Source organism: Flavobacterium piscisymbiosum, assembly GCF_020905295.1.
In the GTDB taxonomy this organism is placed as follows: domain Bacteria; phylum Bacteroidota; class Bacteroidia; order Flavobacteriales; family Flavobacteriaceae; genus Flavobacterium; species Flavobacterium piscisymbiosum.
This window is the reverse complement of the sequence record NZ_JAJJMM010000001.1, coordinates 871,213-893,529: the sequence shown is the minus strand read 5'-3', so window position 1 is coordinate 893,529 and position 22,317 is coordinate 871,213. Positions and strand designations below refer to the sequence as shown.

Sequence of the window (22,317 nt, the reverse complement as noted above, 5' to 3'; positions counted from 1 at the left end):
TTTTAATAATTTAATTGTACACCACACTGAATCCAATAAGTAGTATTGGTATTGATAATGGCGGTGTAATCATTTTGTTTTTTCAGTGCTATTTTTTCTTTAAAATTGGTAAAGAAAACCACTGTTTTATTGTTTTTTACCGGATAGCTGTATTCTAATCGCAACGCAGGAGCAAAATAATTTGTGGTACTCACGACATAATCATGAATAATGACTTCGTTTAGAAAAGCAGCATTTGTGCCACCGGAAGTATCGTAATATTCTAATTTTGACGCAAGCGGAAAATACATATTAAAACTTACGGTGGAGTTTAGTTTACTTTTCCCAAATGAAAAATCCCTGCTTCCAAATATCCCTGTATTAAGCGAGTTTATTTCAATATCATTTGTCGCCATAATATCATTGTATTGGTTTTGCTGGTAAAGAACATCTAATCCAAATAGATAATCAATATGCGAGCCTGTTTTTTGTGAAACAGCACTTAACCAACTAATTGCATTTAAACTGTTTTTATAATTATAGCCGTTGTTTTTTAAATCATAATTTTGAGCCTTGCTTTTGTCAAATTTCAATGTTGTTTTTATTTCTTTTTTATCCCATTTATGCAAAGCAAATAGCTCAGCATGATTGGTAGTTGTTTTAATAGTCAGCCTTTCGTTATCTGGATTGTCAAAAACGTCGCTGTAGAAATTGTTATCTGATTTTTGGTTGTAATATAAAACAGTAAACTTGGTGTTATTAGTACTAAAGTTATAACCTAAGCCCATTTTGTTTTGATTTTCCTTATAAAGAAATCGTGTACTGTTGTAATAATTAGACTTGAAATAATTAATAATTCTTCCGTACCCTGTATTAAATCGCAAATAAGTATCCGGATTGCCCTCTACATTAGAATGTGTATCCTTGTATTTGTATGAAAAATCTTTATCAGATCTGGAATAATCTACCAGAGCAAAAATTTTATGGTTTTCTTTCAACTGATATCCCAGCTGTAATTCTCCTCCAATTTTCCTTGAAATAATTTCAGGCCTCGGATCCAGATTTCTACTGTATTTTCCGGTATTGTAATTAAGTTTTGCAGCAATTGATATGTGATTGGTAATATCCTTAGAAAGTCCCCCGCTAATTTTATATTCCTGATTGGTCCAGTTTGCTTTTCTTGGAACATAAAAATAATGAGGAAGAATAACCTCTTGCTCTTCAGAACGATCATCAGAAAGTACCCATCCCAAATCTTTTTCATCTGTTTTTTTAAGGGATAAATTACCAAAAAAATTCCATTTTGATTTTGTTGTATAATACCCCTGAGCCAAAAATTGATAAGAATTGATTTCATTCGCGATCTGTTTTCTGGCAAATTGATTTTTTTGATATTCATATGATAGTTCTGTAAAAGTGAAATCTTTGATATGCTTTTTGGTATAATTTACAGGATATTTGAATATTTGATTTTTAAGCTGGGCATCAATAACATGATTGGTTACAATTATAGTATCCTGAGCTTGTACTGAAAAATGACTAAAAATAAATAAAAGAAGTAATACCCAATATTTCAGGGCATTACTTTTGGTATTATTAAGTGTAACAGTTGTGATTTTCATTAATGAAAATTTTAGTTAAATCCTCTTGGATTTGCTTTTGTTTCTACAAAATCGTTAGTTGAGTTATTGGTGTCCTGTAAAATAATTCTTCCTCCAATTGTTGTTTTTGTCTTTCTCATTACAGATTTTGAAGAATAAGAACCACTTGGCAAATAAGTGTTTCCTCCGTCTACTTGTGCAGGCAGCTTTTTTGGTACAAGACCAGATCCTAAATCTTTTGTAAGCTCAACACCGTCTGTAATTATTGTACTAGGAATCTGTAAATACAAATTCTTATCGCCTTTAGGATTTTTGTATTTTTTTAGACTTGCAAATTCAACAGTATTCATATTAAAAATTGCAAAAGATTGTCTTCCGCTTGGATCCAGAATCAAGTCATTATTTCCATTCCCCCAATATGCAATTCCTAAATCTGGTACTGCGGGATTTTGAATGTCAAATTGATAAAGATCACCAGAATAAGTTCCTAAAAATGCTTCAAAATCTGCAGTACTTAAATCAACCGTTAATTCAGGGCTTAGTATGCTTACCGATTTTCCTGTATTGTCTATATAGTTCGATTGGTGGTTAATAGCATTTTGAGCAATCACAATACTTTTTCCTGGCTGTATTGGATATTGTGTGCCGTTTCCTGGAATTTGTACAACATTAGAAGCGTATACATAATTTTTGTTTGCATCATCACCTATTGTCATTTCTTCAGATTTACTCCAGTCAAATTGACCTGTAGAAAGTGTATAAGCAAATACTGTTGTAACATTGGTACCATATAATTGCGCGATATACAATCCGTCAGCATATTGTATTGTATTTGAATTGTTGTAAATTTCAATAAACTGATCTCTAAAAACAGCCCCTTTTTTGGTGTCAGAACCACCATAGTAAATTTGTTTAATTACAAAGTCACCTACTTTTGATGTTTTCATTGTAATATTTATTGGAGTAGTTTCTGTGTTTACCACTAAGCTTGCTTCGGCACCATTAAAATTCACTTCAGTTTCAGTTGGGGTATAACCAAAAGTCTCTGTAAACTCTTGAGAATGCATCACTTTAGTAGCAGAAACTGAATATATACCAGGCAAAATCTGATTGAATTGTGCAATACCATTATTGTCACTTTCTACAGTGTATTTATTTCCTGTTTCGTTATTTACAATAAGAACAGTTGATTTTTTTGTTGCAAGATTATTGAATGTGTCATCATATTTAAGCGTTATGGTTAGGTTTACAAGTTTTAACGCCTCGTCGTCGTTATTGCTGCAGGATTGTATTAATAACCCTAACATGAAAGTTATAGTAATAAGGAATTTTTTTTTCATGGTATATATATTTAGTTTAAAATTGATAATTAAGACTTGCTCCAAATGTAAGAGGGGCAATATTAGATAATACTTTCAAGCCGCTTGTGTCGTAATAATAAGGTTTGAGGTTTAAAAAGTTGGTAGAATAAAGCGAAACGCTGAAACCATTTAAAAAATCCTTAGAAACTCTCAAATGAAAATTATGAAGGACGTTTTGAAGTTTGCTCTGTGTTTCACCTGGAATTCTTATCAGATGTCCGTATTTCTGAATGTTTGTTCTGTCTTCAACCGGAATTTCATGATATACAAGTTCAGTATCTAGGTATCCGTTTAAGAAATTGCCTGTTGGCGATTTGGAATTTCGTAATAAAATGTGTTCACTTCTCACGCTAACAAGCAAGCCAACAGCCGGAATATGATAGTTAAAATTAAAGCTTGTTGTAAAATTATCCATCCAATAGTTTTGTTTATCATATACGCCGTATAGTTCAGGTGAAAGAAGACTAGATGAAGGATAATATTCTTTTACGTCTGAAAAATCTTTTGTAGAGGTATAAGAAGCATTCATACTTATATCCAGATTAAGTGCTTTTATTTTTTTGAAATTGATGGTTGTTTCCAAACCTTTATCTTCTGAGCTGCTGTTGTTTGTTATTGCGTTGCTCATGTAGTAAAACTTTTCAGTTCCGTTAATTTCATAAGTTGGAATCTCAGTTCCTGTAACGATAACCTGTGCCTTTGGAATTATTTTATAAACCGGAACCTGCTGGCCTGAAAAACCATCAAAGAGTTTGTTGTAATATCCTGTAAAATTGACAGAAGCAAATGGCAGTTTAATATCTAAACCAACTTCTGTTCGATAGGATTTACTGGGTTTTAAGTTTAAATTATCACCAGGAGTTATAACGGTTTGTATCCAGGCTTTTTGATAAATTCCGGGATAGGTATAAATTCCGCTTCCTACTAGTTTATCAAAATAACGGTCACCTGTATACAACTGGTTTAAGGATGGTGCTTTTGATGATATCCCTCCTCCGGCGCGTAATCTGAATGTTTTATTAAGGGTATAAGATGAATTTATACGGGGTTGTAAAGAAATACTTCCCATTTGATTGTCAAATCGTAGGCCTAAGTCAACATTTAAAAGTTGATTATTTTCAAATTTTTTAAATATTCTGTCCTCAAGGTAAGCAGACGTCTGATATTCTGTTTTTGTTTGATCGAAGTCATAATCTCTGTAAGCAAGAGTACCTGATCCTTCTTTTCCAAGTGTGTAAAGATTAAATAATCCCGTAGCAGCATTTTTTCTTCCCTCTCCTTTATTAGAACTTATTCTGTTTGAAATTCCAAAAACCAGACTATGGATCCAATTGCTTTTGTTGGTCAAAGTTTTTGTCGTTTCCAGTGTCACAAATGTCGAAATAGGAATACCTTCTACGGTACTAATACTCGTGTACTGCGAAGGAACAATGATAGCTTCGTGTATGCCTTCCTCACGACTATCGGTTGCAGCTGAAGTGTATGTGTTAAGCCATCTTTCTCTACGGGTAAATTGTCGGTCATAACTCAAACTTGCGTTGACATTAATTCCATCTACCCATAAATTTTTAGGTTTCCACATTAAATTATTCGATATAGAAAATCCTTGCTTTTCATTTTTTACTATAACGGCCGTAATATCGTCCGGATCACTCTTTGCATCATCGAGATTCATTCTAAAAGAGGTACTTACCGTGTTTTTTACAGTAGCATCGTTGTTTTTATACTGCCAGGATATATTTCCGTTTACCCTTTTAAAATTTAAAATGTTATCTCTAGGGTCAGCTTTAGAATCCAGATAACTAATGCCGAAATTCATGGAGTTATTAATGTTAAATTTCACTCCTTTGGTTAAATTAAGCTGAGATGTTGCATCCCTTATCGATGCAGATATACGATACGGACTATTCCCAACCTTTGTCGTTATTAAAACAAGTCCAGAAGTCATATCGCCATATTTTGCAGAAGCAATTCCCTGAATGACTTTTATTTCTTCAATATTATTAGTCGATATCTCTCTTAAATCGACTCCTTTATTGGTATTCGTAAAAGTGTTAGTTTTTGTACCAAAAGAATCGCCAAGGCCCGAATTGGGATTAAAGGCCTGCATATTCTCATTATTTGAAATTGGAATATCATCCATAACAAAAGAGGTTCCAAAAGCTTTGGTTGCATAAGAAATTGAGGCTTCTGATGCCGTACGAAAAACAATATTTTTATACTCGTTAAGATTAAATTTTGTTGTGGTCTGCCCAGGAAGCTGTTGTAAAACATCATCAAGAGAAAAAGCCTGAACATTATTTATCGCATTTGTTCCCAGTGTTAATTCAGAATACTTTCTTTCCTTTTCGGCAGTAACAACTACTTCTTTTAAGTGTAATGTATTGTCTTCTAAATAAACTGTAAGATAGTTTTGATCATTTTTTACAATTTCGTTGATGTCTTTTTTTCCAAGAATAGAAAAATTTAGTTCAACGTCCTGATAATAAACAAGAGTGATTTTAAAATTTCCATCTTTATCAGAAATACTCCAGTTATCAGACTTTGTATCCCGAATAAAAACTCCCGATAAAGAAGTTGAGGATTCTTTATCTATGACTTTACCTGTAATCACTCTTTGAGAGAAAACAGAACCCGAAATAAGAAGGAAAAATAAAATAAAACGCATTGTATTTAATTAGAATCAATAAAAATAATGCGCAAATCTATCAATAATTCTTTGTGAAGCAATGCAAAATAAGGGGATTGTAAAAAGGAGTATACTTCAATTTGTCAGAAAAACATATTCGGCAGGATTCTAAAATTTTCAGTTAGAGTATTGATAAACAATTGAATAGTGCTTTGGTGATTTTGTAAGTACAACGACTTAACTTTTTTTTGGTAAGATGTAGGTTTGATGTATTCTGAAGCAGAATATTTCTTGTTAATTCGTGTGGTTCAGCTTTAAATTTTAAAAATTGAGCATAAAAAAAAGAGTCAGGAACTTTATATTTCCCTGACTCTTTTTTTTTACTATAGTAAAAATATAGTCTTTACACCTGCTATTGAAAACTGTGATTGCGACTGAAAAATTAATCTAAAGATTCCGTCAGTTTTTTAAAGACAGATTTAGCATCTTTTCCTTCATATAAAATAGCGTAAACAGCATCGATAATCGGCGTTTTTGCTCCGTAACCCTGATTGAGTTTATAAGCACTTTTGGTAGCATAATAACCTTCGGCAACCATACTCATTTCCATCATGGCACTTTTTACGGTGTAGCCTTTTCCAATCATGTTGCCAAACATTCTGTTTCTCGAGAAAACAGAATATCCTGTAACCAATAAATCGCCTAAATATGCCGAATCATTAATGTTACGTTTCATTTTATGAACTTTTTTGATGAATTTTTTCATCTCACGAATTCCGTTACTCATCATAACTGATTGAAAGTTATCTCCGTAACCTAAACCGTGAGCAATTCCGGCGGCAATCGCGTAAATGTTTTTAAGCATTGCAGCATATTCAGTACCAATAATATCATCAGAAATTTTGGCTTTGATGTAATTTCCGGACAATGTTTTAGCAACCACTTTGGCTTTTTCAGGATCACCACAAGCAATTGTCAAGTACGAAAGTCTTTCTAAAGCTACTTCTTCAGCGTGACAAGGCCCCGTGATAACACCAATATTATAATACGGAATGTCGTATTGAATATGAAAGTGTTCTCCAACAATTAAACTCGTCTCAGGAACAATTCCTTTAATGGCCGAAAAGATGATTTTATCAGACAAAGAAACCGTTAAGTTCTTTAATTCAGCATCTAAGAAGGCTGACGGAATAGCAAAAATGACATAATCTGCATATTCTACAGCTTCGTTTATATTGTTCGTTAACTTAAGTTTTGCGGTATCAAATTCAACCGAACTTAAATAATTTGGATTGTGTTTGTATTTCTGAATGTGCTCGATCGCAGCATCGTTACGCATATACCAGGCAATTTCTGAAAGATTCACGCATAACATTTTTGCAATTGCCGTAGCCCAGCTTCCTCCTCCAATTACTGCAAATTTTAGATTTTCGCTCATTTTTTTAATAATTTAAAACAAAAGTACTTAATAATGCAGTAATATCACAAAATCTGATTTAAGAAATTAAAATTGATTGTTGAGATCTAAATATCAGGAGTTGAATTTTATGCACTATTTTTTATCTTTAAAAAATTAAATGAATTCAAAAAAGCCTTACATTCGGTGAAATTTCTCTCAAATATGACAACTAAAATTTTTAATATTATTTTGATTTTGACAAGCAGCTTTTCTTTCTCTCAAAATGCAGATCGTATTTATTATGATAAGGACTGGAAAGAAACTACTAAAGAAAACGCTTCTTTTTATAGAATTAAACCATCAAAAAAAGTAGGTAATCTGTTTTTAATGGAAGATTTCTACAGTAATAAAACTCCGCAATTTCAAGGTTATGCTTTGCAAAGCGACGAGAATAGTTATGTTGGAGATATTGTTTGGTATGATGAAAACGGTTTCGATACATCGGAATATCAATATTACAATAATTCTGCCGTTCCCGTTTTGACCTATTATTATCCTAATGGAAAAAAACGTAAAACCATTGAATATAAAAAAGGGAGGAAAAACGGGTTCTCGATTGTTTATCATCAGGACGGAACTGTTTTAATGAAAGGAAAATATCTTAATGGCAAGCCGGTCGAAGGAGATTTTGAAGAAGTTAGAAACTGGGATGATTACCGAAACAACAAGTCAGAGGAAGAAGCTTATCAGGAGCAGACCGAAGTTATGGTTGAAACGGCACCTGTAATGGTTGAAGATTATCAGACTGGAACTAAAAAAAAGGTTATAACGAAAATAGTGAAGAAAAAAATATTCTGGATCAACTCAAAACAATTGGCCCAGGAAACCTGGTATGATATTGAGTACGACCGAATGCACCCTTTTAAACAGATAAATTATGATGCGACAGGAAAAGTACTGCAAACCATCAATCAAAATGATTTTGAGGAATACGGTAGTGAGATTTCAAACGGTAATGATTATCAATATTATACTCAAAACAAATTTGCAGTTTCTATTAAATCGAAAACCGGTTATAAGCAGGGACAGAAATTTGGCGAAGAAATTAAGTATTATTCAAATGGTAAAATTCACGAATTGACTAAATATACCGATGGTGAAAAAGTAGGCGATGAAATCGTTTATAATAAAGATGAAACCATAATGAAAAAACGATTATATAAAAACGGCGAACCCTTTGAGGGGAATTTTGAAGAAAATTTTGCCGGAAGATTGCTAATTAATCAAAGTTATGTAAAAGGTTTAAAAGAGGGAGAAGCAATAGTAAAAACGGATACTGACAGTATTGTCGCCAAAGGTATTTACAAAAATGGCAAACCTTATAATGGAACATTTGTTGTAAAAACCGGAGAAGATCTTCATGAGTTAATTCATGTTGCTGATTTTAAGAAAAACGGATTGCAAAAAGTTTTTAATTACGACATTAATAATCCTGTAAAAACGTACAACGCTGTAAATGATATTATAGATGGTGAAACTATTTTTTATGATAACGGAGAAGTAACCGGAAAACTCGAATATAAAAATGGTTTGCCTTATGAGGGAAAATTAGCAGAAGCTGAAAAAGCAATTATCTATAAAAAAGGAGCAATTGCCGAGGAAATATTTTATAGAAGTACATATGGAAGAACGGATGAAAACAATATTTTAAAATCAAAACATTATACAAACGGAAAACTCTCAAAAATAGACGATCGCTCTTTTACCCTTGCAGAAAACATGCAGGATTCTTATGAAGGAATTTATAAAGATGAAAAACCTTATTCGGGATATTTTTCAGCAGATCTCAGAGAGTTTAATTATGTTGATTATTATGAAAATGGTACAAAAAAGTATCAGTATTCAAACAATTATCTGGAAAATCTCGAAAAATATCAATACCCAAATTACGATATAAAATCGACTTACAAAGAAGGGAAAATAGTCGACGGTCCTGAATACATAAAACAAGGCAGACAGTTTATTTCGAAATATTGGAAAAATGGAGTTTTAAAGAGTTTTGATTTTGATGTTTTTGCCATGCATTATTTTAATCGTTATCATTTTGAGTTAAAAAACAATGCTATCGAACTGGAGGAATTTAATAATAAAGTAAAAGGAAAAATCGTCTTAGAAAAATCAGGCAATAGGAATATCGGGAAATTTAGTATTGATAATAAAGTGCTTGCTACTAGTTGTTTATTAGAAGTTAATGATGCCACACCTGTAGAAACAGGAAGTATTTTGTATTTTGAAACTAATAATCAAATTGAGGCGAGGCTTTTTACTGTAACAGAAGGGAATGACGATAAAAGACGAGATTCAGAAATGTTTAATACCGTATTTACGTTGTATCTAGATCATAATAAAACGATCGAAGAAAATTTTAATTTAATAGCTGAAAGAATTTCATCAGAAAAAGATGTTGAATTATTATTTGGCAATGAGTTGAAAGGAAATATGATCGCCGGTCTCAGACTTAATCAGGCAAAAAAACCGGAAATAGGAACGCTGATATTGAAAAACAAAAATAATTTGTATGATTTGAAATTATTTATGAAAGAAAAGCTTTTAGCAGAAAAAAAGAATGTGGATCTTAAAAATGTAAAAGCAGAAACGAAACTATTGCATGAAATTCTAGAAAAGAAAATGAATGAAGACTTTAAATAAGCCGTTTTCTACGATTTTAGAAGAAGATCAAAAAAAATAAAAATTATTTTTAATTATACACAATAAAAATAAAACTACTACGTTGTAACTACTTGTAAATTAGAATTTAATGAGTTTAGCAAAAATTGAGTTAGTTAGTTTTGTTTTAGTATTGTAAAAAGGCGTTCCTGAAAAATTCAAGAACGCCTTTTTTTTTTAGTTTTCAGTTTACGGTCACAGTTTTCAGTTTGATTGCGACTAAATACTGCGACTGAAGCTAGTAGCTCATCTCAACAATCGATTTTACTTTATCTAAAGTAATCAATTGTTTTTCGCCTAAACCTTTCCAACCTCTTTTGTCGAAACGATTTACAATAAAATCTGCTGTTTTGCTGTAATCCTCAATATATTGAGAAAGTTTAGTATCCATTCCCATAGTATGGAAAAATTCAACAGTTTTGTCGATAGCTTCTTTGGCTACTTTGTCATCAGAACCTGTTAAACCAAAAATTCTTCTTCCGTATTGCGCTAATTTTTCTTTTTTAGTATCAAACATCACCTCGTATAAACTTGGGCCAATAATAGCCAAAGTTCTCGCGTGATCAATTCCGTATAAAGCAGTTAATTCGTGACCAATCATGTGCGTTGCCCAATCAGACGGAACACCTTTTTGAATCAATCCGTTTAACGCCATTGTACAGCTCCACATAAAGTTCGAAGCCAAAGCATAATCGGTAGGATTCTCCACCACTTTTGGACCAACTTCAATTAATGTTTGAAGAATTCCTTCGGCAATTCGGTCTTGCAAATAACCTTCGTGCGGATACGTTAAGTATTGCTCCATTACGTGAGTATAAGCATCTACAACACCGTTTTGCAATTGTCTTTTTGGTAAAGAAGCAATAACAGTAGGGTCGCAAATAGAAAATTGAGGAAACATCGCGCTTCCGCCAAAAGCCAGTTTTTCCTGAGTTTCGGTAATGGTAACCACAGCTCCTGAATTCATCTCACTTCCTGTTGCCGGTAAAGTCAAAACAGTTCCAAAAGGCATTGCATTTTCTTTAATCAACAAACGTTTTTGCAAAATATCAATCGGATTTCCGTCAAAGTTTACAGCTGCCGAAATAAATTTTACACCGTCAATAACAGATCCGCCACCAACAGCCAGAATAAAAGTAATTTTTTCCTTTTTGATTACTTCTACAGCTTTCATTAAAGTTTCAAAATGAGGATTCGGCTCAATTCCGCCAAATTCAACGATATCAAAACCTTTAAGATTCTTGATTACCTGTTCGTGAATTCCGTTCTGAAAAATACTTCCACCACCGTAAGCCAATAAGATTTTAGCGTCTTTTGGAACCAAAGTCGAAAGTTTTTCTATTTGTCCTTTTCCGAAGATTAAATTCGTCGGATTATATAATTCAAAGTTTAGCATGTTTTTTTAAGTTTCTGAGATGCTAAGTTTCTGAGGTTCTAAGTTTTTTTTCTTTGAATTTACCCAGCAAACTTAGCATCGTTATTATTTAAATTTTATTAATTAGTGAATAAGATATTGAGTTTTTAAGTTGCCAGCAGAAAATCTTAGCAACTTAGAACCTTAGTCCCTTAGCATCTTACTTTAATTTCTCCAATAATTTACCAGCTACCAATTTAGATGATGCCGGGTTTTGTCCTGTAATCAAAAGACCATCTTCTACAGCATATGGTGCCCAGTTTGGTCCTTTTGAGAATTTACCGCCGTTTTGGGTTAAAGCATCTTCTAATAAAAACGGAACAACTTTGGTTAATCCAACTGCTTCTTCCTCTTCATTGGTAAAACCGGTTACTTTTTTGCCTTTTACTAAAAATTCACCGTTTACTTTTACGTTTTTCAAAACTGCCGGAGCGTGACAAACAAAAGCTACTGGTTTTTTGTGCGTATAAAAAGATTCGATTAAAGCAATTGAGTTTTTATCTTCGACTAAATCCCAAAGTGGTCCGTGACCTCCAGGATAAAAAACAGCATCATAATCTTTTTGATTAATAGTCGAAAGTTTAAGCGTGTGTTTTAATTTTTCCTGTAATGTTTTATCGGCATCAAAACGTTTTGTGTCTTCAGTTGCAGATGCAGGATCGGCGCTTTTTGGGTCAATTGGTGGCTGACCTCCAAGCGGAGTTGCAATTGTAATTTCTACTCCCTGATCTAATAATTCATAATAAGGTGCAGCAAGTTCTTCTGACCAAAATCCAGTTTTTTCTCCTGTATTGCCCAGTTTATCGTTACTGGTTACAACAAATAATACTTTTTTCATACTTTTTTTATTTGTTTTTTGAGCTATAGCGGTTGAGCTAAAAGCTGTTAAGGTTATAATCGTAAGTAATGCTATTTTTTTCATAAGTTTAAATTTTTGTCAAATTTACAGCTTAAGTGATATTTGTAAAAATAAAATAAACTATGTTTGTTATAAATAAATTTATGTCATGGTAAATCTCGAATGGTACAGAACATTTAAAGCGGTTTATAAAAACGGAAATTTTTCTATCGCTGCAAAAGAGTTGTTTATGAGTCAGCCTGCAGTTAGCCAGCAAATCTCAATGCTGGAAGCTCATGTGGGTAATAAATTGTTTAACCGAAAGTCAAAGGGCGTAGAACCAACGGAATACGCTAAGTTACTGAATAATTTAATCATTGATGCGCTCGATCGCCTTGAAAATGTAGAGAATACTTTTAGGGCAAAGGCTGAGGACGCAAACAGATTAATATCGGTAGGTATTTCGAAAGATCTTTTTAATTGTATTGGCAATTTGTTAATCTCTAAATTTGATTTAATCGATTTTACCTTTGCAGATAATGATGCGCTATTTGCGCTTGTCGATGCCAAAAAACTTGATTTTGCCATCACCACAAAACGTTTTGATACGTTTGACACTATTTATGAAATCGTCGGAAAAATTAAGCTGATTATGGTGGCGCCAGTAAATTTGGATGCAACAGAATTTCGTCAGAAATTAAAAGCAGACAATTTTACAGACTTAGAGCTATGGCTTAACGAACAAAAATGGTACAGTCACGATGCCAGAATTCCGCATATAAAATTATTCTGGCTGCACGCTTTTAATAAAAAACGCCCATCGATGGTGCCTAATTATATTATTCCGTCAGAATCTGAAATGCTTAGAATGTTGGTAGATAATGAAGGAGTAGCCATAACGTGGAATTGTAATGCGAGAAAATATATCAAAGAAAATAAACTGCAATTATTGTGGAATAGTTTTCACGTGCCGGAAGAATACGTTTATTTATTAACGGCTAAAAACAATAATCTGAATTCTTTTTTTGATATTATTTCTAAAGAATTGAAGTTGTTTTTTGGTAATAGATTATAATTTTTTTAGCCACAAAATCTTTTTTTTTGGCCACGAATTCCACGAATTAGCACTAATTCTTTGTGGTTAAAAAGTTAGCCACAGATTAAAAGATTCTCACAGATTCGAAATCATTTTAATCTTTTAATCTGTGGCAAAATAATAATTCGATAAAATTAGTGCAATTCGTCGCAAACTCTTTTTTAAGTTATGGAAAATTTACAAAATATTAGAATCGCCGTTGATGCCATTGTTTTTGGATATAAAAACAATGGTTTATATGTTCTTTTAATCGAACAAAAATTTGGTTCGGCCGATAAATATTGGGCTTTACCAGGCGGATTAGTAAAAAATGATGAATCTTTGAGTGATGCGGTAATTCGGGAATTACACGAAGAAACCAATGTCCAGCTTACTTTTATGGAGCAGCTGTACACTTTTGGAGATGATATTCACAGAGATTCCAGAAATCGTGTTATTTCGGTTGCGTATTACGCTTTAGTAGATGCTTCGAATCTGGAAATTAAAGCCGATACCGATGCGGATAAAGTACAATGGTACAAAATTGACGAAATCCCTTCTTTGGCATTCGATCATAATTTAATTATTGAGAAAGCCATTTTAAGATTAAAAGCAAAACTGACTTACGAACCAATTGGTTTCGATTTGCTTCCGGCGGAATTTCTGTTTTCAGACCTCGAAAATCTTTATTGTACCATTTTAGAGAAAGAAATCGACCGAAGAAATTTTAGAAAAAAAATCCTTAGTTATGGATTTTTAGAAGAAACAGAAAAATTTTCACCCATAAAAAGTGGTCGTCCGGCAAAATTATTTCGATTTAATAAATTGAAATACAATGAATTAATAGATAAAGGCTTTCACTTCGAAATAAAGTTTGCGTAATTTTTACACAAAATAAATTGTTTATTTAAAATTTAATTCTACATTTGCGTATAATTAACGCAAACTATAAAAGCTATGATACTTAACCTAGACCCAAAATTCACTCCGATACTTAATCAGGAAGAAATCAAATTTCAAAGTTTTACATTTTCTGGCGGAGAACCACACATTAAAATCAATCCAGATTTTGATCACACTGAAAAAGTAACCATCACACATAGATTAAATTCATTCAACGATTTGGGTTTATTGTGTATCACGGTAGATGCTTTACGCAGAATGGATGTTAAAGTAATCGATTTGTTTATTCCGTATTTTCCGGCGGCAAGACAAGATCGTGTCATGATAAAAGGAGAACCGCTTTCTGTAAAAGTATATGCAGATATCATCAACGGACTTCAGCTAAACAAAGTTTTTGTTTTTGATGCGCATTCTGAAGTTACTCCGGCATTGGTAAACAATTGCGAAGTGATTCCGAACCATACTTTTATTCAACAAGTTTTAAAAGTAATTGGCGAAAACGTAAAATTGATTTCTCCGGATGGTGGCGCTCTTAAAAAGATCTACAAAGTTTCTGAATTTTTAGGTGGAGTTGATGTAGTAGAATGCAGTAAAAGCCGCGATGTAAAAACCGGAAAATTATCTGGTTTCAAAGTATACGAAGACGATCTAAACGGCATGGATTGTTTAATTGTAGATGACATTTGCGACGGCGGCGGAACTTTTGTTGGCTTAGCCGAAGAATTAAAAAACAAAAATGCCGGAAAATTATACTTAGCCGTAAGCCACGGAATCTTTAATAAAGGTTTTGAAGTTTTAGATTGTTTCGACAAAATATTTACAACGAACTCTTTTAAAGATTTTGATGATGAAAAGGTTGAGGTTGTAAAATTAGAATTATGAATAAAAATTACAGAGTCGAAATAGCCAATAAAACCTTAGAAATCGTAAAAAATGGTTTTTATGAATATAAAGGAAAAAAGGTAGTTATAGAAAAAGAACTCAAAGAATCGATACAAAATACGTTTACAATTGCGCCAAACGATTGGGATGCAATCCTGAAAACACCAATTTCTAATACGTTTGAAACAGAAATTGTCACCAAAAACTGTTCTACAATTGAAGCAATCGTTGAAGAGAAAAACGGTAAAATCTGTGTTCTGAATTTTGCTTCTGCAAAAAATCCGGGCGGTGGATTTTTAGGAGGCGCTTCGGCTCAGGAAGAAAGTCTGGCAAGATCTTCAAACCTGTATGAAACGCAGATCAAAGACAAAGCGATGTACGATTTTAATAGAAATCAATCTTCGTTTTTATATTCAGATTACATGATTTATAGTCCGAATGTTTTGTTTTGGAATGATGATAATGGAGATTATTTTGAAAAACCATTTGTCGCAGACGTAATTACAGCACCTGCACCAAACAAAGGCGCGATGCTGCAGCATAACCGAAAAGAAGAAATTGCTGAAACAGAAAAGGTCTTAAAAAACAGAATGGATAAAGTTTTGGCAATTGCTTTACAACAAAAAAGCGAAACATTGATTTTGGGAGCTTGGGGCTGCGGTGTTTTTAGAAATGAACCCAAAGATGTAGCACAATTATTCAAAAAAATTATTGCTGAAAAATATGCAGGTGCTTTCAAAAAAATAGTTTTTGCGGTATTTGACAATTCCGAAAAAAAATTAAATTTCAAACAATTTGAAGAAATATTAAATTAAGTTGAAAGGTTTCAAGTTTCAGGTTTCACGTTCTATACGGTAACTTGAAACAAGAAAAACCTGAAACAAAACAAAAAGCTATTAACCGTTTCAAGTTTAAGATTCAAAGTTTTAAGTTCAGTGCGCAACCTGAAACCTGAAACAAAGAAAACCTGAAACAAAACCACAAAAGAAATGAGTGATGATTTAAAACCAAGATTTATTGAGTCTTTAAAAAGAAACAATGATCAGATTAGAGAAGACAGAGCCAAAACCATTGGTGAAGACTCTGAATTAATTTACAGACGTCGAGTTGAAGATATCGAACTTAAAATAAAAAGACTCGAAAGAGAGCAGGAAGGCCTTATCGACATTAGTCCGCTTGACAAGAATAGTTTGACTTTTGCTGACTTTCAACCGGAAGCATTTGTGCAAAAAGATATGGAATTATCATTAACAATCAGAAATTTAAATATTCAGTTTGAAGTGACAAAAAAGAGATTCGAATATTTATTTGGTAAAACATTTTAGTTATGGGAGGTACAAGATATGACTTAGGCGCTCGTTTGAGCAGAGCAAAAGAAGCAGGTTACGGATTTAAATCTGCAAGTGAGATTTTCGTGCAAAATCAATTAGGAATGGCACATGAATCTATGAATCCAAACGGCATTACATTTCGTGAAGCCAGAGATTCTGAAGTGCATCCAAATACAGTTCCAATTATTTTAGGATTGGATGTTACGGGAAGTATGGGACATATTCCGCATGAATTGATCAAAGACGGATTACCAAAATTAATGGGCGGAATCATTCAGGGCGGCGTTCCGGATCCGGCACTTTTATTCTTAGGAATTGGAGATCACGAATGCGACAGATTTCCGCTTCAGGTTGGACAATTCGAATCTGGTGACGAAGAACTGGATATGTGGCTAACCAGAACTTATATTGAAAGTGGAGGCGGAGGAAACGCCGGAGAAAGTTATCTTTTGGCGTGGTATTTTGCCGCTTTTCATACCAAAACCGATGCTTTCGAAAAAAGAGGTCAAAAAGGATTGTTGTTTACCGTTGGTGACGAACCAAATTTGCCAACACTTCCGGCATCTGCCATAAAAGAAATTATGGGTTCAGGACAGCAAACGTATACGTCCCTTGAATTATTAAAAGAAGCGCAAAAACGTTACGAAGTGTATCATATCAGCGTTTTACATTCTGATCAGGCGGTAAGAGCAAATGTAGCGTGGAAAGAATTACTGGGACAAAATTGTTTGTCTATAGAAGATCACAGAGAAATCCCGAATGTAATCAAGAAAATCATTTGCGATACACATAAAAATTCAGGGTCAGGTTTAGGAACAATTCCGCTTGACGGTTTAGATAATATAGAAATGCTTTAAATTAAATACATAGAAATGTAGATTTAATTAAAAATTGAGAATTAAAAATTAAAAATTTTTGAAACCGCATTTCACATAGCTATGAGATTTATTATAAGTGAAATGCCTTTTTAGGTTCTTCAAAGCTATGTTTCTATGTGTTTAAAATAATATTAAAATGAAAACAGCTCAAATAGTTATAGGTTTAGGATTTGGTGATGAAGGAAAAGGAATTACAACAGATTTTCTGGCGAAGCAAAACCCTGAATCTATAGTTATTCGGTTTTCTGGGGGACAGCAAGCGGCACACACCGTAATGATTGATGATAAAAAACACGTTCATTCGAGTTTTGCCAGCGGAGCACTTCGCGGTTTGCCTTCTTATTATAGCGAGCATTGTACAATTCATCCCGTTTTTCTATTTAATGAAAGAGAAGAACTAGAAGCAAAAGGCGGAAATGTTGAACTTCATATTCATCCGTTAGCCAAAATAACAACTCCTTTTGATGTTTGGCAAAACCGAAACAATGTTAGAAACCTGGATCACGGAACTTGCGGAAAAGGTGTTGGAGCGACAATGAAACGCAACGAAGGTCAGTATAAACTTTACGCCATAGATTTGATCGCGCCAAGGCAAATGCTTTTAGAGAAATTGCAAAAAATCGCTTATTACTACGGTTTTTTAAATGAAAGTGAAATTGATGCTGAAGTAGATCATTACTTAGAAATCATTGATCAAATAAAATGGAATATCAGCGATTACAGTTTTTTAGGCAACTACGAAAACCTGATTTTTGAAGGAAGCCAGGGAATTTTACTCGACATGGATCATGGTGTTTTTCCGAATGTTACGTATGCCAATACAACATCCAAAAATGCAGTTGAAATCTGCGAGAAATTAAAAATAGATAATGTTGATGTTTATTATGTTACAAGAAGTTATTCAACCCGACATGGAAGCGGCTGGATGGCAAATGAAAGAGAATTAAAATTAAAAAATAACGAAGAAGAAACCTGTGTTTACAATGATTTTCAGAAAGAATTGCGAACCGGCGATTTAGATTATGAACTATTAAATTATAGTTTAAAGTTGGATGCAGCTTATAGTTTAAATGCCAAAAGAAATTTGGTTGTAACCTGCATGGATCAGATCGAAGTGGATTATGAATTTGAAAAAATAACAACAGAGTTTAAGGAAATCTACGGATCGTTTTCACCCGATTCTAAGGATTTCAAACAGTTAACTTCTTTGTATCAATAAAGAGAAAAAATGAAATATACTATAGAAAATATAACTCCGGAAAATAAATTTTTATTTTTCTGGGGACATCAGCCCAATAAAGACGGAAGCATTTCTAAAACCTGTTTTAGTCAATGGTGGCTGAGTTCTTTTGAAGTTGATAAAGTGACTTACAAAACGGCAGAACACTGGATGATGGCCAAGAAAGCTGAATTGTTTAAAGATGATGCAGTTCTGCAGAAAATCCTTCAGGCTAAATCTCCTGCCGAGGCTAAAAAGTTTGGTAGAGAAGTAAAAAATTATAATGAAACGCTGTGGTTAGCCGCGAGATTTGACATTGTAAAAGAAGGGAATTATCATAAATTCAGTCAACATCCGGATTTAAAAACTTTTCTACTAAATACAAAAGACAGGGTTATAGTAGAAGCAAGTCCGGTTGATGCAATTTGGGGAATCGGGATGGCCGGTGATCATAAAGATGTTATGAATCCGAAGAAATGGAAAGGGTTGAATCTTTTGGGTTTTGCTTTGATGGAAGTTAGGGATGAATTGAAATAAAATTAATTATGGAAATAGAAATTCTCAAAGCAGACATTGCTGAAATTCAAGTTGATGCAATTGTAAATGCAGCGAATACTTCTTTACTTGGCGGAGGCGGAGTTGACGGGGCTATTCACAGAAAAGGAGGAAAAGCTATTTTAGACGATTGCGTTAAGATTCGAAATAAGCAAGGCGGCTGTAAAGTTGGAGATGCCGTTATTACAACTGCTGGTAATTTACCCGCAAAATATGTAATTCATACCGTTGGTCCGGTTTGGAATAATGGCAAAAGTCATGAAGAGGAATTGTTGAAATGCTGTTATTTAAGTGTATTGGAATTAGCGGTTGAAAATAATATCAAAACGATTGCTTTCCCTAATATAAGTACAGGGATATATAAATTCCCTAAAGAATTAGCTGCAGAAATTGCAATTAATATGATTTCTATTTCTGAACACAGAGAGCAATTCGAAAAAATCATTTTTGTTTGTTATGATGATGAAAATTTCAAAATTTATAGTGATATAATAGAAAGCGATTTTGAGTATAAAGTTAAATCAGGATTGTTTGGAGTTGCCGTTGGTGATGCATTGGGTGTTCCGGTTGAATTTAAATCAAGAGATATTTTAAGAGAAAATCCTGTTTCAGATATGATGGGTTATATGTGTTGGAATCAGCCTCCAGGAACCTGGAGCGATGATAGCTCATTAGCTTTTTGTACTGCAGAAAGTTTGTGCAAAGGTTATGACATAGAAAATATGGCACTACTTTTTGTTAAATGGATGCAGGAAGGATATTGGGGAGCGCATCATAAAGTATTTGATATAGGTGGTTCTACACGATATTCTTTAGCAAGAGTGGTTCAGGGAGAATCTGCGAGGTTTTCAGGTAATTTCTTTGCAGAAGACAACGGAAATGGTTCTTTGATGAGAATTTTACCTTTAGTATTTTATCTTCAAAATGAAAGAGATATTGAAGCTATTTATAAAAAAGTAAAAGAAGTTTCTTCGATTACCCATGCTCATTTTAGATCCGTATTTGCTTGTTTTATCTATGTCGTGTATTGTTTAGAAATTTTAAATGGTTCTGATAAAATAGAGGCATATAAAAATATGCAAAAGATTGTTTCTGGTTTTTTAAGTGATAAACAATTTAATCCTTCTGAAATTCAGTTGTTTGATAGGGTCTTAAAAAATAATATAGCGGATTATCCTGAAAATGAAATTGAATCATCAGGTTATGTTCTTCACAGTTTAGAAGCTAGTTTTTGGTGTTTTTTAAATTTTAATACCTATGAAGGCTCTGTTTTAAAAGCAGTGAATTTAGGCGGAGATACCGATACAACCGCAGCAATTACCGGAGGCTTGGCTGGAATGTATTACGGAATTGATAATATTCCACAAAAGTGGATTTCCACATTAGCAAGAAAAAATGATATTGATGATTTGTGCGAAAGACTGTCTTTAAAATTAAAAAAAAATGAAATAGACAGTTTATAATTTTTAGAAAGAATAGATCGGAAATAATGAATTGTAAAAGCGCGATTTAGTTTTCCATAGGAACATCTCATCGGTAGATAAAAATAGTGTCGTATTGTATTACGTTCCGTAGGAACGTTTGATTAAAATAATGAAATAAATGAAAGATATTCAATATACAAAAGGAGACGCAACGGCTCCTCAATCAGAAGATAATAAAATTATTGTACATATCTGTAATGATATTGGAGGTTGGGGAAAAGGATTTGTTATGGCGATTTCAAAAAGATGGAAAAAACCTGAAAATCAATATAGAGAATGGTTTAAATCAAAAGATGGTTTTGAATTGGGCAAAGTTCAGTTTGTTCAGGTAGAAGAAGATCTTTGGGTAGCAAATTTAATTGGTCAGCATAAAATCAATAAAGATGAAAACGGAAATGCTCCAATACGATATGATGCTATTGAAGATGGCTTGAAAGAAGTAGCTTCGTTCGCAAAAGAAAATAATGCCAGCGTTCATATGCCAAGAATTGGCTGTGGTTTAGCAGGCGGAAAGTGGGAGATGATAGAACCTATTATTCTCAAAATACTTTCAAATAATGATGTTGAAGTCGGTGTATATGACTTCTAGAAAAAAATATATTAATCATGAATGAAAATATAGCAAAAACAGTGAGCAAATTTCTAAGTTTAGTACTTAGACATTCGCCGGAAAAAATAGGATTAAAACTAGACGAAAACGGTTGGGCAGATGTAGAAGAACTAATATTGAAATGTTCTCAAAAAGGAAATAAACTAGATGCTGTTCTTTTAGATTACGTAGTAGAAAACAACGATAAAAAACGTTTTGCTTTTAATGAAGATAAAACGAAAATCAGGGCAAGTCAGGGACATTCGATTTCGGTTGAATTGAATTTAGCAGAAACAGAACCTTCAGAATATTTATACCACGGAACCGTTGGGAAGTTTATGGAGAACATTCAAAAAGAAGGTTTGAAAAAAATGAGCCGTCAGCACGTACATCTTTCCAAAGATAAAGAAACGGCAATAAAAGTAGGAAGCAGGTGAGGAGTTCCTCAAATTCTAACCGTAAGAAGCGGTGCGATGCACAGAGACGGATTTAAATTTTATTTGTCTGAAAATAATGTTTGGTTAACAGATGAGGTTCCGGCAAAATATATTGAGTTTAAATCATAAATAGAATCCCCCAAATTAACAACCAAAAATAATACTTATGATACTAGAAGCAGCAATAGGCGACGCATACGGAGCAGGTTTTGAATTTCGGGATTTAGATTTTATTTCTCAAAACAACAATCTGACACAATATCATAAACACGGACTTTATACGGAGATTTATAAAAGATATACGGACGATACTCAAATGGCAATTGCAATTTCGGAATTGTTATTAGAAGATGAAAATTGGAATGAGATTAAAGTTGCGGATAAGTTTGTCGAAGTTTTTCACAGAGATAAAAGACGAGGATATTCTGATAGAGTTTATAATGCTTTAGACGCCAGTAAAAATGGAGCTGATTTTATCAAAATAATCAATAACGGCAGTAACGGAAACGGTTCTGCAATGCGAGCATATTCTATTGGTTACGTAAAAAATATAGAGCAATTGATGGAGTTTTGCGAAATTCAGGCAAAGACTTCTCACCTTACCGTTGAAGGAATTGGTTGCGCAAAACGTATCGCTTTGGCTGTGCATTATTTTAAATACAATTTAGGTGACGGATCGACTTTGATTGAATTTCTAAATGAAATTTTAAAGGAAAATGAGCATTATAGAATTACTTCTCCAATCGATATGCACGGTTATCCAACGACACAAGCCGTTATAAAAATTGTTTCTGAAGCAACTTCAATGAAAGATTGTTTGAAAACAAGCATTGATTATGGAGGAGATACAGATACTGTTGCCGCTTTGTGTATGGCGATTTTAAGTCATAAACAAAATTGTGATAAAGTTTTGCCTTCGTTTTTGTATGAAGAACTAGAAAACGATAAATTCGGGAAAGACTTTTTGACTAAATTAGATTTGGACCTTTTGAATAAGTTTCAATAATTAAGCGAAT

18 protein-coding genes and 1 pseudogene are annotated in these 22,317 nt (G+C 33.2%); 13 read left to right on the top strand and 6 right to left on the bottom strand.

Features of this window, described 5'->3' with window-relative positions; genetic code table 11:
* Positions 1-2: 2 nt before the first annotated feature.
* The 4 genes from LNP81_RS04200 to LNP81_RS04185 form a co-directional block, all read right to left on the bottom strand.
* Positions 3-1,601 (bottom strand): DUF6850 family outer membrane beta-barrel protein, encoded by a 1,599-nt coding sequence (locus tag LNP81_RS04200; protein ID WP_230033674.1) that lies wholly within the window; start codon positions 1,599-1,601, stop codon positions 3-5.
* A gap of 11 nt (positions 1,602-1,612) precedes the next feature.
* Positions 1,613-2,920, bottom strand: a complete 1,308-nt coding sequence (locus tag LNP81_RS04195; RefSeq protein WP_230033672.1) for a DUF4876 domain-containing protein — start codon at positions 2,918-2,920, stop codon at positions 1,613-1,615.
* A 16-nt stretch (positions 2,921-2,936) separates the two neighbouring features.
* On the bottom strand, positions 2,937-5,609 hold the full coding sequence (locus tag LNP81_RS04190) for a TonB-dependent receptor (protein ID WP_230033670.1): 2,673 nt from the start codon (positions 5,607-5,609) through the stop codon (positions 2,937-2,939).
* Between the two features lie 403 nt (positions 5,610-6,012).
* Complete coding sequence (locus tag LNP81_RS04185; protein WP_230033668.1) at positions 6,013-7,008, bottom strand: NAD(P)H-dependent glycerol-3-phosphate dehydrogenase; 996 nt, start codon at positions 7,006-7,008, stop codon at positions 6,013-6,015.
* Between the two features lie 183 nt (positions 7,009-7,191).
* Between LNP81_RS04185 and LNP81_RS04180 the strand changes: the two genes are divergently transcribed.
* Complete coding sequence (locus tag LNP81_RS04180) at positions 7,192-9,678, top strand: toxin-antitoxin system YwqK family antitoxin (protein WP_230033666.1); 2,487 nt, start codon at positions 7,192-7,194, stop codon at positions 9,676-9,678.
* Positions 9,679-9,934: 256 nt separating this feature from the next.
* Here LNP81_RS04180 and LNP81_RS04175 read toward each other — a convergent pair whose 3' ends face one another.
* Both LNP81_RS04175 and LNP81_RS04170 read right to left on the bottom strand, forming a co-directional pair.
* Positions 9,935-11,092 (bottom strand): iron-containing alcohol dehydrogenase, encoded by a 1,158-nt coding sequence (locus tag LNP81_RS04175; RefSeq protein WP_230033664.1) that lies wholly within the window; start codon positions 11,090-11,092, stop codon positions 9,935-9,937.
* 178 nt (positions 11,093-11,270) lie between these two features.
* Positions 11,271-12,032, bottom strand: a complete 762-nt coding sequence (locus LNP81_RS04170; RefSeq protein ID WP_230033662.1) for a type 1 glutamine amidotransferase domain-containing protein — start codon at positions 12,030-12,032, stop codon at positions 11,271-11,273.
* Between the two features lie 85 nt (positions 12,033-12,117).
* Between LNP81_RS04170 and LNP81_RS04165 the strand changes: the two genes are divergently transcribed.
* The 12 genes and pseudogenes from LNP81_RS04165 to LNP81_RS04105 all read left to right on the top strand — a co-directional run bounded on the left by LNP81_RS04165 (position 12,118) and on the right by LNP81_RS04105 (position 22,307).
* Complete coding sequence (locus LNP81_RS04165; RefSeq protein ID WP_230033661.1) at positions 12,118-13,023, top strand: LysR family transcriptional regulator; 906 nt, start codon at positions 12,118-12,120, stop codon at positions 13,021-13,023.
* A 189-nt stretch (positions 13,024-13,212) separates the two neighbouring features.
* Positions 13,213-13,905 carry an NUDIX hydrolase gene (locus tag LNP81_RS04160; RefSeq protein WP_065448749.1) on the top strand — a complete coding sequence of 231 codons (693 nt, stop codon included), beginning with the start codon at positions 13,213-13,215 and terminating at the stop codon, positions 13,903-13,905.
* Positions 13,906-13,980: 75 nt separating this feature from the next.
* Positions 13,981-14,808 (top strand): ribose-phosphate diphosphokinase, encoded by an 828-nt coding sequence (gene prs / locus LNP81_RS04155; protein WP_230033660.1) that lies wholly within the window; start codon positions 13,981-13,983, stop codon positions 14,806-14,808.
* Positions 14,805-15,623: a TIGR02452 family protein gene (locus LNP81_RS04150; protein ID WP_230033659.1), complete on the top strand. Its 819-nt coding sequence runs from the start codon at positions 14,805-14,807 to the stop codon at positions 15,621-15,623. Before prs ends, LNP81_RS04150 begins: the two co-directional genes overlap by 4 nt.
* Before the next feature lie 174 nt (positions 15,624-15,797).
* Positions 15,798-16,133, top strand: a complete 336-nt coding sequence (locus LNP81_RS04145) for a hypothetical protein (RefSeq protein ID WP_031455095.1) — start codon at positions 15,798-15,800, stop codon at positions 16,131-16,133.
* A 2-nt stretch (positions 16,134-16,135) separates the two neighbouring features.
* A complete protein-coding gene (locus LNP81_RS04140; protein WP_230033658.1) occupies positions 16,136-16,996 on the top strand; it encodes a hypothetical protein in 861 nt (286 codons plus the stop codon).
* A gap of 157 nt (positions 16,997-17,153) precedes the next feature.
* Positions 17,154-18,236, top strand: a complete 1,083-nt coding sequence (locus LNP81_RS04135; protein WP_230033657.1) for an adenylosuccinate synthetase — start codon at positions 17,154-17,156, stop codon at positions 18,234-18,236.
* A 9-nt stretch (positions 18,237-18,245) separates the two neighbouring features.
* Positions 18,246-18,773: a riboflavin biosynthesis intermediates N-glycosidase gene (ybiA, locus tag LNP81_RS04130; protein WP_230033656.1), complete on the top strand. Its 528-nt coding sequence runs from the start codon at positions 18,246-18,248 to the stop codon at positions 18,771-18,773.
* 8 nt (positions 18,774-18,781) lie between these two features.
* Positions 18,782-20,254, top strand: a complete 1,473-nt coding sequence (locus tag LNP81_RS27440; protein ID WP_346432734.1) for an O-acetyl-ADP-ribose deacetylase — start codon at positions 18,782-18,784, stop codon at positions 20,252-20,254.
* 139 nt (positions 20,255-20,393) lie between these two features.
* Positions 20,394-20,864: a macro domain-containing protein gene (locus LNP81_RS04115; RefSeq protein WP_230033654.1), complete on the top strand. Its 471-nt coding sequence runs from the start codon at positions 20,394-20,396 to the stop codon at positions 20,862-20,864.
* Between the two features lie 17 nt (positions 20,865-20,881).
* Positions 20,882-21,430, top strand: a pseudogene (locus LNP81_RS04110) (RNA 2'-phosphotransferase).
* A gap of 37 nt (positions 21,431-21,467) precedes the next feature.
* Positions 21,468-22,307: an ADP-ribosylglycohydrolase family protein gene (locus tag LNP81_RS04105; protein ID WP_230033652.1), complete on the top strand. Its 840-nt coding sequence runs from the start codon at positions 21,468-21,470 to the stop codon at positions 22,305-22,307.
* Positions 22,308-22,317: the final 10 nt, after the last annotated feature.